The sequence below is a fragment of the Pilosibacter sp. NGB245 genome (genome assembly GCF_057397225.1).
Map to the genome: position 1 here is coordinate 3,005,046 of NZ_CM171584.1, position 14,219 is coordinate 3,019,264.

General features: G+C 47.8%; 11 protein-coding genes. All 11 read right to left on the minus strand.

Annotation, left to right across the window (positions count from 1 at the left end):
- Positions 1 to 88 precede the first annotated feature (88 nt).
- The 11 genes from murA to ACXMYH_RS13455 all read right to left on the minus strand — a co-directional run bounded on the left by murA (position 89) and on the right by ACXMYH_RS13455 (position 14,204).
- Positions 89 to 1,381, minus strand: a complete 1,293-nt coding sequence (gene murA / locus ACXMYH_RS13405; protein WP_118530888.1) for a UDP-N-acetylglucosamine 1-carboxyvinyltransferase — start codon at positions 1,379 to 1,381, stop codon at positions 89 to 91.
- Positions 1,382 to 1,501: 120 nt separating this feature from the next.
- Positions 1,502 to 3,979: a hypothetical protein gene (locus ACXMYH_RS13410; protein WP_486555062.1), complete on the minus strand. Its 2,478-nt coding sequence runs from the start codon at positions 3,977 to 3,979 to the stop codon at positions 1,502 to 1,504.
- A 135-nt stretch (positions 3,980 to 4,114) separates the two neighbouring features.
- Complete coding sequence (locus ACXMYH_RS13415) at positions 4,115 to 4,495, minus strand: hypothetical protein (RefSeq protein WP_118530892.1); 381 nt, start codon at positions 4,493 to 4,495, stop codon at positions 4,115 to 4,117.
- A gap of 142 nt (positions 4,496 to 4,637) precedes the next feature.
- Positions 4,638 to 5,558, minus strand: coding sequence for a nucleotidyltransferase family protein (locus ACXMYH_RS13420; RefSeq protein WP_486555063.1), 921 nt, complete (start codon positions 5,556 to 5,558; stop codon positions 4,638 to 4,640).
- Positions 5,559 to 5,755: 197 nt separating this feature from the next.
- The gene (locus tag ACXMYH_RS13425) at positions 5,756 to 6,118 is read right to left on the minus strand and encodes a DUF1667 domain-containing protein (protein WP_486555064.1); all 363 of its coding nucleotides are present in this window, start codon (positions 6,116 to 6,118) and stop codon (positions 5,756 to 5,758) included.
- Positions 6,115 to 7,347: an NAD(P)/FAD-dependent oxidoreductase gene (locus ACXMYH_RS13430; protein WP_486555065.1), complete on the minus strand. Its 1,233-nt coding sequence runs from the start codon at positions 7,345 to 7,347 to the stop codon at positions 6,115 to 6,117. The genes ACXMYH_RS13425 and ACXMYH_RS13430 overlap by 4 nt, the downstream gene beginning before the upstream one ends.
- Position 7,348: 1 nt before the next feature.
- Positions 7,349 to 8,821, minus strand: a complete 1,473-nt coding sequence (locus ACXMYH_RS13435; RefSeq protein WP_486555066.1) for an NAD(P)/FAD-dependent oxidoreductase — start codon at positions 8,819 to 8,821, stop codon at positions 7,349 to 7,351.
- Between the two features lie 302 nt (positions 8,822 to 9,123).
- Positions 9,124 to 9,810 carry a FadR/GntR family transcriptional regulator gene (locus ACXMYH_RS13440; RefSeq protein WP_118530900.1) on the minus strand — a complete coding sequence of 229 codons (687 nt, stop codon included), beginning with the start codon at positions 9,808 to 9,810 and terminating at the stop codon, positions 9,124 to 9,126.
- Between the two features lie 49 nt (positions 9,811 to 9,859).
- Complete coding sequence (locus ACXMYH_RS13445) at positions 9,860 to 10,513, minus strand: CatA-like O-acetyltransferase (RefSeq protein ID WP_486555067.1); 654 nt, start codon at positions 10,511 to 10,513, stop codon at positions 9,860 to 9,862.
- 324 nt (positions 10,514 to 10,837) lie between these two features.
- Complete coding sequence (locus tag ACXMYH_RS13450; protein WP_243022271.1) at positions 10,838 to 11,773, minus strand: ABC transporter permease; 936 nt, start codon at positions 11,771 to 11,773, stop codon at positions 10,838 to 10,840.
- Positions 11,766 to 14,204 (minus strand): ATP-binding cassette domain-containing protein, encoded by a 2,439-nt coding sequence (locus ACXMYH_RS13455; RefSeq protein ID WP_118322044.1) that lies wholly within the window; start codon positions 14,202 to 14,204, stop codon positions 11,766 to 11,768. Before ACXMYH_RS13455 ends, ACXMYH_RS13450 begins: the two co-directional genes overlap by 8 nt.
- Between the last annotated feature and the right edge of the window lie 15 nt (positions 14,205 to 14,219).

Here is a 14,219-nt window from a genome sequence, read left to right on the forward strand (position 1 = left end):
CAAGCGGGAATCATAAAAAAAGCCCGAAAACCTGGAAAATCGGAAAAAATTCCCATAAATTCCGGGGTTTCGGACCGTTTCTTTATTCTCAGCCGACTCTCAGTCTGAATTTCTGTGCTTCCTTCTCGGAATCTACACGCTCGATCACAGCACCGAGAGAACGAAGTTTCTCTTCAAAATTTTCGTATCCGCGCTCGACATAGCCGATCTCATCAACAGTCGTATATCCGTCTGCAGCCAGTCCTGCAAGCACAAGAGCTGCGCCCGCGCGGAGATCCGGTGCGACGACCTGGGCACCTGTGAAGTTTGTGACACCGTCAACAATGGCAACACTGCCTTCTACCTTGATGTTTGCTCCCATGCGGGAAAGCTCATCCACATATTTGAAGCGGTTCTCAAAAATACTCTCTGTCACCACGCTTGTTCCGTCCGCCAGAGCAAGTGCCACCGTCATCTGCGGCTGCATATCGGTCGGGAATCCCGGGTACGGCAGAGTCTTAAAGTTCATGTGGCGCTGTTTCGGTTTTCCGACTACGCGGATCTCCTCATCGAACTCGACCACTTCACAGCCCATTTCCATCAGTTTTGCGGAGATTGCCTCCAGATGTTTCGGGATCACATTCTTTACGGTGATATCACCGCGGGTAATCGCCGCCGCACACATGAAGGTTCCGGCCTCGATCTGATCCGGGATGATCGAATAATTTGTTCCGTGAAGACGTCTGACTCCTTTGATCCTGATCACATCCGTACCTGCGCCTTTGATGTTCGCACCCATGCTGTTTAAGAAGTTCGCAACATCAACGACATGCGGCTCTTTTGCAACGTTCTCAAGAATCGTCTCGCCCTCGGCCATCGTTGCCGCCATCATGATATTGATGGTTGCTCCGACGGAAACCACATCAAGGTAGATATGGCTTGCGACAAGATCGATCGCGTGGGCTACAACTGCTCCGCGGACGATCTTCACATCGGATCCCAAGGCACGGAAACCCTTTAAATGCTGGTCGATCGGACGGCTTCCGATCGTACATCCGCCCGGAAGCGGAACTTCTGCACTCTTATATTTTCCGAGAAGCGCGCCGATAAAATAATATGACGCGCGGATCTTTCTCATATGCTCATCTTCCACGGTCACGGCGTGGATATTTGCGGCATTGATCCTTACGGTATGGCGGTCGATCCGGTCAACTTTCGCTCCAAGATGACTGATCGCATCCAGGAGAGCATTGATATCGCTGACATCCGGGAGATTATCGATCACAACATCGTCATCCGTCATAATCGCCGCCGCTAAGATTCCCAGAGCCGCATTCTTCGCGCCGCTTATAGTCACTTCACCTACAAGCGGGTTTCCGCCCTTCATAATGTACTGTTCCATTACGCACCTCTATCTATATATCTAAAAAAGGACATAGCTATCCTGCATCCGTCCCAGCTCGTTTTCGTTATGATTATAACATATCTGGGAAAAATGTAAAGTTTTTCTTAAGATACTCCCCTATACCGGTACACAGCAGATAAAATCATACCCCGCTGCGCCGAACATCTGGTTCGCCGTCTCCATGGACAGGACTTCCGTTGTCCCGCTTTCCGGATGGTACACGCGGACATGCGTCTGGTCATAGCCGGTCAGGTACATGCAGGTTCCCTCTCCTGTATACACCAGTACCGGGATATTCTGTCCCACAAAGTACAGGACCTGAACGATACTGCTGCCCGACGCATCCAGAAGGAAGGTTCCGTCTTCCATTGTCTGGTTCTTCTCAAAGGAATCCCGATAGCGCTCCAGCAGAGCGGAACCCGCGGTGAGATCCCTGATATAGAAGGCGCTCGCGCGGTTTCCGCGGACCCAGATGGTCCGGTCACGTCCCGCGGTCACGAATCCCATATGATCGTATGCTGCCTGCGCCGCATCGGCAAAGTCCACAAAACGTCCGAGGAATCGTCCTCGTCCATACGCATAAAATTCCGTAGTCTTACAAGCTGCCGCTGCGATCGGTTTGACTGTCGAACTGCTCTCCGCAAGCTTCGGAGATGTCTGGCGGATCTTTTTCTTTGACGCATCGACATCACGGTCAAGCTGTACAAACATGATCTGACCTTTCTGGTCTGATGCGTACCAGCCGATATCATCCGTCTTTCCTGGAAGGATCTCCGCATTGCAGACAAGCGTGTCCTCAGAATATGCTCCGAAAAATCCGTCCCGGCTGTTCACAGTCTTCATATGGATCCTGCTGTCATCCACAGACACCTCACGAATCCAGGAACCCGGCTTCTCATAATGCATGACCGACTTCATCTCCCGGTCAACGATATCGATGCTGTTCAGATAAGTCCCCATCACACGGCCGTTGGACATCAGATAGTCTCCGCTGTCCCCGGTTCCATAAATGCAGTCGTTTCCGACAAAACCAAGGATCCTCGTTACAGAACCACTCTGTCCGCCCACCTGAGTCTTGTCCCCGGTGTCGAGGTCCATGATCTGGATCGTCTGTGAATCCCAGATCCCGGTATTCTCCTGCCATGCCGCCCGGGAATGGTCCGCGCTGACCGCGAACTGCTCTTTTGTAAGTCCGGAGGCAAGTGCCACATACTCCAGACTCTTTAAGTCGATCCCATAGATCCCGTGATCCATATAGAAGTAGAAGATTCCATTCGTTCCGCGATGGGCAAGTACCGAGAGATCATCTTTTAACTCCTGATAAGGTTCCGACGATGGAATAAAGAATTTTTCTTCCAGCGCATTCTGTCCCATATCATAATGATAGTACGCGATCCCCGTGCTTCCTTCATGTGTTCCGCGGTTCATTCTCCCGTAAACGATAAAATCGATCCCGCCGTCCTCATCGACAGCGAGGATCTCGACGCCATGCTCCGGCACATTGTCCCTGATATCATCGGACGCTGCTCCGCCGAACGCGAACACCCGCGCCCCCACGTTCTCACCGCTGTCGTAAGCCCACAGTTCCCGGTCTGTCACAAATGCCGTATACTGGCCACCTGTGCTCTTTACGGCGTGAACTCCGTCACCGTTTCCGATCCCCAGAAGGATCCTCTTTCCGGAGAACAGTTCCGTGTCTCCGGTGAAAAGTTCCGTCATCGTGCGCTCGTAATCCATCATGTAGATCCTCTGGGATGACCATTTCATCGTGAAGTTTTCTGTCACTTCATAGTTTTCTGTCTTTTCACCATTTTTCGCCGTCACTCTCGACGTGATCTCCACATTCGCGAGATTGCCGGAAAGTTCCTTCAGCTTCGTGTATGCCTCTCCGGACCGCTCCACACCGAGCGATCCCCAGGTGAGCTGGGTAAATGTGTCCTTCAGTGTCACCGTCCCCAGGGATGTGCTGCCTGCGGTCGGGGATGTCTCCATATACATGGTCAGACTCTGGGCATCACTATACTTATAAGTTTTTGAAGAAAAGTCCTCCGCCAGCGACAGCATCTCATTCGCATGTCCCTGGTCCTGTTCCGTGATCCGCATATAGTACCAGGCCTCGGATCCATCAGAGAGTTCTGCACATACCCCGAGCAGATATTCCTTTCCTGCATCCAGAAGGTTCTGGATCGGAAGCTCTGTACTCAAGGCGTTCTCACTGTCCCCGTTTAATGACGTTTCAAACGATCCAATTCTCGTTCTCTCGATCAGATCCTCCGTATCGAGACTGCGGATTTCATAACGCACTCCCTGGATCTTCGTAGTCCCTGCAAACCGGATCTTTAGTTTCCGGTCCTCCGGAAGCAGGATCAGGCTGTCACGCCCTGCGGTCACGCCGCGCTCATCCGTCTGTCCGAACACGGGTGCCATCTCCCGTTCTCCCATCGTCGCATAGAGCACCGGGAATTTTGCTTTTTCCATCGCCGTGTACTCCGTGACTCCGTGCTCTTCTTTCTTCCCTACTGGGTGTACAAAATAAACCATTGCCGCCGCTACAAAAACAAGCAGCAGGATCATGACTTTCTTTCCGGTCTTCATCTCACTGTTTCCTCACTCTGTCTATCTGTCACTGCCTGTCGGCAGAATTTTTCAATTTCCGTAACTGTTCAGTACCTTCAAACCCGTGCTTTATTACAGTCAACGCAGCAAGTGCGCAGACCTGCTGAACAGTTATCAATTTTCAACTCTGTTTAAAATTCTTCTCCGGTAAATCTCATTCACAAACAGGACCTGCAGCAGATCCTGTTCTTCTGTTCCGCCCATAGTCTCCTCCGGGTGGCGTTCTCTGACTTTTAACAGTTCCCGGTATAAGAATTCCCGGTCCGGATATTCGTCATACATCGGACTCCCGGGGTATTCCAAAAGGTCACACGCCTCCTCGGCCAAAACCTGTTTTCTCTTCGCTGCTGAAGGATAGAGTCCTCTCAGATAGTCCATCTCCGACCGGAGCTCATTTCCGGTCAGGACCGGTCCTGCGCTCTGTTCCTCTCTCCGATAAAGCATCCAGGGCACTTTTTTCACTTCCGGGGGGTATCCCCGGTATCTCTTCTCCATAAAAACGTTCCCGCTCCTTTGCTGATCCCTATACAGGATTATCATATGCAAAAAGGAGCGGGAAAGCTACCATCTCATTTTATGATAATTTCGATCCACAGCCGGCAATTTCATGAAGTCTGACATGTCGGCGCCGGACCGGCTAAAACAGTTTTTTCGGATAAACACCCGCATCGACCAGCTTCTGGATCGACGCGACAACTGCCGGTTTGTCCTCTTTGTAGGTCACACCAAACCATTTATCCTTTGTCTCAAGGACGCGGACTGTACCTTTTCCGTTATGAATACAGCTGTCGATCACCGCTGGGAGAAGGTATTCCGCTTTCAGATCCCCCTCTTTCACGCCGGAGAGGAATTCCGGGAATCCTTTTTCCAGTTCTTTTACGAAAGATGCCGGCAGTCCGAACATATTCATGGAAACGTGCTGGTCTTCTTTTACAATAACCGGGTTGCCATCGTGGTCAGCCGCATGCATGCCGTCTTCCGCTTTGTAGACGTCGTATGTCTCTGTGACCTTGGAGAGATATCCATTGGCATCCACCGTGCACACGCCGCGGGTCACCGGACCATTTTCGCTTAACGTGTTGGAGAGGATAAAACCAGCCATACACATATCGAATGTAGCCTTCGTATCATCCATCTCATTTACCATATAGTCATGGACGATCTTAAAGCCTTCTTTTCCGTAGTAGTCATCGGCATTGATGACAAGGAACGGTTCCTTGATCAGATCTCTCGCCGCAAGAATCGCCTGACCGGTTCCCCACGGTTTTTTTCTACCTTCCGGAACAGAAAAACCTTCCGGGAGATCATCCATCTCCTGGTACGCATACTCGACCGGAGCGATCTTCTCGATCCTGTTTCCGATGATCCCCTTAAAATCTTTCTCCAGATCTTTTCTGATGATAAAAATAATTTTATCAAAACCCGCTTCCAGAGCGTCATGGATCGAATAGTCCATAATGATCTCACCGCTCGGACCAACCGGGGCAAGCTGCTTGATCCCGCCGCCAAAACGGCTTCCAATTCCTGCTGCCATGATGACAAGAGATGTCTTTTTCATGTAACAGTCCTCCTTTTTTCTGCAGATTCTTTCACACTCATATGGAGGTATCATAACACAGATTCAGATTCTTTTCAATCAGACAAAGAGTCCGGCTGCACTCTTTTAAGAAATTCGTAGGAATTTCTGCCAAAAAGCAGTTGCTTCCTTCGCATTTCCTAAGAGAACCACCGGACCCTTCCAAATGATCTTCTATACTACTGTTTCTCTACATTTTTCGTCGCGACCAGATCGCTTCCAAGACCTAAAATATTTTCTACGATCAGATCACCGGTATGGACCGGTGCATTTAAAGACAGCTTGCGGATCTCCGCCATCACCTCAAACAGCTTCTCCTTCGGCACTGCACGATTTAACCGCACGCTGACAAGTGGGAGAACTCCGTCTCTCACAGCCACGGAGCTTGCAATCGTACGCTTCGGCGCTTCGACCTCCTGCGCCGCGTACTGAGCCCCCTTCGGGCATAAATTTCCACTCACGGAGATGCATTTTCCATCCACGATCTCCGCCTCAAGCTCACAGCCATTCGGACATACGATACATGTCATTTTTCTAATCATAAGATGCACACCTCCACTTCCTGCTCTCCTTCAAACGCCTCTTTCTTAACCGGAATCTGGATCATCTCTGCCGGAAGCGCCTTCTTTAAATGCTTTTTCGCAAGAACCTTTTCTCCCTGTCTGACCTCGATCGTACAATTTTCGAATTTCCGTCCGACACGCATGGAGATCGTCACATCTTTCTTTCCACTAACCTTCATCGGCACCGTATGATTGATGCCGGAAGCTGCTTTCACCGGGATCGTGCACTCCGGCAGACTGCCGTTTTCTATATATTCCGCAACACCGTCTGCCAGCTTTTCTGCTTCCATGGACACAAAGTCTACCAGATCATGAACATGGAGGACATTGCCTGCTGCAAAGAAGCCGGATTTTTCTGTCTGGAAATATTCATCGACCACCGCACCCTTTGTTCTTGCATCAAGCGTAACACCGGCATCGATGGAAAGCTCGTTTTCCGGAATCAGACCGACCGAGAGGATCACCGTATCACAGTTGTATTCCTTCTCCGTTCCCGGAATCGGCTTCATGTGCTCATCCACCTGTGCAACAGTAACGCCTGTCACACGCTCATTTCCGCGGATGTCTGTGATCGTGTGGCTCAGATACAGCGGGATTCCGTAGTCATTCAGGCACTGTTCGATGTTTCTCGGAAGTCCGCTCGGGATCGGCTGGATCTCAAACACAGCCTGTACATGAGCGCCCTCTAAGGTTAAACGTCTCGCCATGATCATTCCGATATCTCCGGAACCAAGGATCACGACCTCTTTTCCGACCATGCGATTATAAAGATTGATGTAAGCCTGTGCAACACCTGCTGTGAATACTCCCGTCGGACGTTCGCCCGGGATTCCCAGAGCACCTCTTGTCCTCTCTCTGCAGCCCATGGTGAGGATCACAGCTTTTGCCTGAATCTTCTTTAAACCATTCGAAGAAGCAAGGGTTACAACCTTGTCCGGAGATACAGAAAGAACAGTCGTATCGGTCACATACGGTATCTTTAATTCCATGACCTTGTCAATAAATTTCTGTGCATATTCCGGTCCGCTCAAGGTCTCTCCAAATCTCGTCAGACCGAAACCGTCATGAATACACTGACGTAAAATACCGCCCATGGTCTTTTCACGTTCTACGATCAGAACATTCCTGATCCCTTTTTTATAAAGCTCTACGGCTGCCGCAAGTCCGGCCGGACCTCCGCCGACAATTACCACATCACGTGTTTCCATCCTACTGTTCCTCCTTTCTCACTTCTCCGGTAAACATCCAGGAATTCTGTCTTGCATACCGGATATCCGTATCCTTCACACCGAGCTCATCCTCGATCATTTTTTCAATTCTCATCTGGCAGTAACCGCCCTGACAGCGCCCCATCATGGATCTTGTACGGTACTTGATTCCTGTCATCGTATGAACTCCGAGCGGATTGTGGATCGCCTTGAGGATCTCCGCCTTTGTTACCTTCTCACAGCGGCAGATCACCTCACCGTAATTCGGATCTTCTGCGATCAGCTTTGCTTTTGTCTCGTCATCCTGCTCATCAAACCGGATAATTCCCTCCCGTTTCGGGTTAAATTCCGGATTTTCCTTAAATGCTTCGTATTCCTGCATCATCCGTGCCACCATACGTCCGATCGGAACTGCTGCCGTAAGTCCCGGAGACTCGATTCCTACAAGGTTCACCGCATGCGGCGCAAGCTCCGGACGGATCTCGATCTTGAAATCCTGGATCGTTCCGTTCTCATCCACCCACTTCGGCAGGATTCCGGAGTAGTTGCGGATATAATCTGACTTTTTAATATACGGCCAGATCTCAGATGCACTCTTTGCAAGGTAATCCATGTTCTCCTGCGGCACTCCATAGTACGTGAAATTCTCTGTCATCTCTGCATTCGGTCCGATAATTACATTTCCATCCGTCGTATTGGTAACATGGATTCCCATATATGTATTACTTGGAACCGGATAGATCGGCATCGGAAGAAGCTCTCCGGTCCTGCGGTCCAGAATGATGTAATCTCCCTTGGAGCCGATCACGCGATATCCTTTGATACCAAGCATATCAGAAATCTTTCCGCAGCCAAGTCCGGCACTGTTGACCACCCAACGGGACTCAAAGGTTCCGTGCGTTGTCGTTACCGTATAAAGATCTTCTCCTGTCTCGCCTGTTCCACGGCTGATTCCTGTCACTTCATGATCGAAGAAATATTCTGCTCCGTTCTGAGCTGCATTCTCCGCCAGTGCGATCGTATAGTTAAAGGGATCTACGATTCCGGAATTTTCCGAGAACATGGCAAACTCTCCAACTGCTGTCGGAACCAATTCATGAAGCTCTTCTTTATTCAGCAGACGAAGCTTTGTTGCTCCGTTCTTTTCGCCCTGAGCGATCGTCCGTTTTAATATCTCCAGATCCTCCGGAGTTTTTCCTACAAGAACCTTTCCACAGCGTTTGAATACAAAGCCAAGCTCCCTGGACAGTTCATCCATCCCCTGATTGCCTTCCACACAAAGCTTTGCTTTCAGTGTTCCTACATCATATGCGAATCCGCCGTGGACCACTCCGGAATTTCGTCCGCTCGTCTCATAACAGACATCCAGATTCTTTTCCAGCACACCGATCCGGAGCTGATATCTTGTAAGCTCTCTTGCGATTGCACTGCCGACAACACCGCCGCCAATGATAAGCACATCAAATCGTCCCATAACTTTTCTCCTTTTTGGATATTTTATCTCGTTGCTATTATTTTCTACAATGGTCAGGTCAAAATTTGTCCTACCTATTTTATGTTTGAATCTTACCACAGATCCCAGCGTTTTACAAGGACTTTTCTTGATCTCCCTGATATTTTTTCATTGCTTTTTCGCAGTATCCCAAAGGGGATCAGCACGCAGGATTTTTTGATCCCTCTTTCCTTTTATAAAAAAAATCTCCGAAAATTTGTCCTACAAATTCTCGAAGACTTTTCTTGCTCCAATCAGCCGGGCAGACGCAGAACCGTCATCGCTTAAAGTCCGTTCTGCTCTTCCTCATACCGGCTCGTATTATAAAGAAGATGATACTGCATCTCCATCTCTGCCTCAAAGGGCTTGTGATCCCGGATATAGCAAAAGATCTTTCGGTGCGAGATCCATGTCCGGTCATATTCTGTCTGTGCAACCTCCTTTGCAAAAACAGCCACGCCTTTTCCAATCACCGGAAGAAGGTTTTCCATCACGATATTATGCGTACACTGGGCAATCTTCGTGTGGAATTTCGTATCCAGCTCCGAATAATCCTCCCTCTTTTTCATTGCCGCTTCCATCTCTTCGAGGATCTCTTCCAGTTCTTTGATCTCGTGCTCCTTTGCACACTGGGCCGCAAGTGCCGCGATCTGCGGCTCCAGCATGATCCTCACCTGAAGCAGATCCTTTGTAAGCTTAACATGATCATTCACCATTGAAAATCCAAGAGGATCATCCGGGATCCCCTGTTTTTCAGACACAAAGGTTCCTGCGCCCTGACGGATCTCTAAGACATTTCTGGATGCAAGGATCTTTAAGGCCTCACGGACCGTATTTCTTCCTGCTCCCGTACTCTCACAGAGTTCCTTTTCTGTCGGAAGCTTGTCTCCCGCTTTGTATGGTGTCTCCTGGATCAGATTCATGATTCCGTCCGCAACCTGCTCCGCAAGTGTTTTCGTCTGTGTACCCATCAATTCCCGCCTCCTGTTCCTTCCCTGTCATATCCGGACAATGATCTGATCACAGCTCTTTCAATGTGATCGTATCAAGCCGTTTCTGTAATTCGTTAATAAACATGGACGTATGATATCCGTCTGCCGCTGCATGAGCTATATTCACACAGAACGGCATCTTCAGCCGTCCATCCCACTCCGTAAATTTTCCGCAGGTAATGATTGGGAACAGCATCGGTGTTCCGCTCTCCGTATACGCAGAATATCCGGTAAAATCAAGCCACGGCACCATGGAAATACAATAAAAGTTCTGTGGCTGTCCGGGCTTTGCTTTTACCGCCTTTACATGCCGATATGTTTCCATGTCACTGCACATATTTTTATAAAACGTCGAAAATTCTTCCGTATAGGCAGTCCATACATCGGAAAAGGTATGGTCATCCTCATGAAAGATCGTATAATTCGGATGAAGGACATCATAATATCCCGGATTCCCGTCTTTGTCCCGTCCCATTCGAAATTCCTTCGTTGCCGCGATCTGCCTCGACACGCAGTACACAAACACCGGATAAAATCTCAATCCTTTTTCCTTTACCTGACGGTGCAGCTTGGTGATATCAAGAGACACCGTCACACTGTAGCCGCATTTTAACAGGTTTGTATAATACTCGTAATGGGATCTTCTCTCCCAGCTATCCATATCGACTGGCGTAAATGTCATGGTCCTGACTCCTTCTTACGGATATCATGATTTCACATTCATGCAGCCTCATATGCACGTTCTTTCACAATGATATCCGGTCTCTACTTAAAAATATGGCAACTATTCAGTGCCTTCATATTTACAAAATATGAATCTTAATTTCTGCATCTACGATAACATATCCACCACAATAAGGCAATGAACAGAAACATTTATTTTGCTTTACAGGGAATTTTTCGGGATTTCCTATTGCTCACCACCTAAAAGAAGTGGGAGTCTTCTAGACTGAGATAAAAAAGGATCCGCAGACAGATTTTATCCGGCTGCAGATCCTTCATTATCTTATTTTGCAGTTTTTTTCGTCGCCGCAACTAACAGCAATACAATGAAAATACCCTGAATCAATCTCTGTCCGCCGACGCTTATGCTTGCGGCATTCAGGAAGGTAGACATCAATGTCATCATAAACGCACCAATGCATACGGCAATAATATTGGATTTACCACCTGCTGCATTTGTACCTCCCACAAAGCAGGCTGCGATCGACGGCAGAAAATATGTAGTACCAAGATCCTGATTTGCACCTCCGCAATATGCAGCATTCAACGCACCTGCAAGTCCGCAGAGAGCACCATTGATCACAAATGCAATAATTACCGTCTTATTCACATTGATTCCTGCAAGTCTTGCTGCCTCACGTTTCTGACCAACTGCATGAAGGTTCATACCATATTTTGTCCTGTACAGTACAAAGAAAAGAATGACCGCAATCAGAATCGCTATAGCCGTCATGGTATTGATCCCACAGATGTTTGCATTCGTAAACTTCACAAACGTACTGTTCGGAGAATTTGCAAACTTGTTGGATACAAGCAGGATCACCGTATAATACAGATATCCTGTAGCCATCGTCGTAATCATTGCGTGAATATTCAAATAAACATTGACGCTTGCGTTGATCAAGCCGCAGATCATGCCGACCACAATTGCTGCCACCAGTCCAAGAAGAATATTGTGCTGCATCAGCTCACAGGAAACATACGCTGCCAATGTCAAAATATATTTCTGGGAAATATCGATCGCACCTTTTCCACTCGTTACAACGATCATCTGTGCAACACCGAGAAGCATGGCGAATACACACAGTTTTAAACCAGAAGTAATAACACGGGCATTCACGCTGCCGGATACGATGCAGATTAGGATATACAGGATAATACAACCGGCAACCGGCCAGATCACCGGACTTTCTAATGCTTTTTTCATCTTATTATTCACGATGATCACGCTCCCCTCTATGAATCAGGAACTTTAAGGCAAGAACTCCTATCAGGATAAGTCCGATGATAGCAGTCTGATAATTCGAATTCATCTTCATTGCAGTTAAAAGCGAATTGATCAGATTCATAACGATCGCAGCCATAACAACTCCCACCGGAACTGGAAGTCCTCCGGCCATATCGCAGCCGCCAAGAATAACTGTTGCGATCGACATCATGTTATAGTTTACAGAGCTGTTTGCATCCGCACCGTTACATGTATTTGTATATGCCATACCAGCAAGAACTACAAAGAAACCAGCAATTCCATACGCAACCACTTTTGCAAGAAGATAGCTCCATCCGGAACGCTCCAATGCCTGGACATTGTTTCCTGCGCCTCTAAGAACGATACCATATCTGCATCGGTAAAGAAGATACCAGCATGCCAATCCGGTAACCACGGCAATGATGATCGGAAGCGGAATGACCGGTGTCTTAATTCTGAGGAAATCAGAAAGCCATTGCGGACATTTTCCTCCGGGTGTCGGGCAGATGATAAGGGCAAGTCCATACCATACAAACTGCGCTCCCATCGTAACAACGATTGCAGGGATCTGACGGATCTTGATCAAAGCTGCAAGAGCCATGTAAAGTCCTACAAATATTACAAGCCCAAGGAATCCAACCAGAGGGTTTCCGGTCAGCCAGATACCAACGATCACATTTACAAGTCCGATCGAATATCCATTTCCCATATCTACATCACCGCACATGACAATGAACATCTGACCAAGAGCTGCAAAGATCAGCGGCAATGCAGAACTGATTTTCATTCTCATACCGGCATAGGTCATTAATTTCGGATTGATGCAGACATTCGCCGCAAAAATAAGAATCAATGTGATAAGCGGAAGCATCCATGGCGCAGATAAGTACTGTGCAAACGCACTTTTCTTTTTTTCCTTTACCTCTTTCTTTTCTGTCTCGATAAAAGCCGCCTTTACGATATTCGGTACATCGATCTCGTCACCAATCAATTCTTTTGTAACATATCCGTCACGCATTACATAGACACGGTCACAGATCTCCATCTCCAGATCTTCCGTTGAATACAGGATGATGGATTTTCCCATTTCTCTTGTATCATCCAGCAATTTATAAATATCCTGCTTCGTTCCTATATCAACACCTGCCGTCGGATCGTTTAAGATAATGATGTCTGCCTCAGATGCAATACCACGCGCAATCAAAGCCTTCTGCTGATTGCCGCCGGAAAGTGACATAATGTTGCTCTCGATTCCTTCTGCACGGAACTTCAATTTGTCATACCACTCCTGAGCCGAAGCGTTTGCTTTTCCTGAATCGATCAGCAGTTTTCCTTTCACACGGTCAAGGTTGGCCACCAGAATGTTATTCTTAATATTCCAGAACTGAAATACTCCTTCTGTCGCACGATCTCCGGAAACATAGGCAATCGAACCGTTTAATTCGATTCCCTCTTTCTGTTTCTTTCTCGCTCCGTAGATCTGCTGTAAAAGTTCCTGTTGCCCGGAACCGGCAAGACCGGAAATGCCAATGATCTCTCCACGTTTCAAATTAAGGCTGACACCGTTCAAGCCCTTCGCCTTCAGATCCGTGATCGTTAACATGTCCTCGTTTTCAGAGAAATCACGAGCCACCCGTTCCTTCTTCTCTGATGCTCCGCCCATGTGCATGATCAATTCTTCCTGCGTGATTTCATCTGAATAGAATTCTCCGCGATTCTGACCATTTGTGAGCATCACGATACGGTCCGATACTTTACGGATCTCATCCAGCTTATGGGAAATATAGATCACTGCAACGCCTTTTTCACTGAGTTCTGCCACGATCTTATGCAGCTGTTCCGCTTTATCGGAGGATAATGCACTTGTCGGTTCATCCAGGATCAGAATCTTTAAGTGATCTGCCATCAGGGTTTTGCAAATCTCAACGACCTGACGATCCGTAAGGCTCAATGTCTCGATCGGTTTTGTAACATCAATATTGCTTCCCGGAAAATATTTTTCAAGGAGCTTTTCCACCTCTGTCTTTGTCTTATTTCTCCAGTTTTTGCTTGGTGCAATACTGTGGCTGACATTCAGCATCGCAAAATTTTCGAAAATACTAAGGTTGGTACAAAGTGACAGATCCTGGTATGCACAGCTAACACCAATCTGTTTTGCAATTTTTGCATTGTAGTTTTCTTCCGGAACTCCATTATAAATAATTTGACCTGCAGTTTTTGGAAGCACGCCTGTCAGAATTTTCATCATTGTGGATTTTCCGGCTCCGTTAGGTCCTACAAGTCCAATAACCTCGCCTTCATAGATATCCAGATCAACCTTCTGAAGTGCCTTGGTGATTCCAAAAAAACGGTCAATGCCTTTCAAGCTTAAGTATGGCTTTTGTCCCTCTTTATGCTTCAAGCGAATCACTTCCTT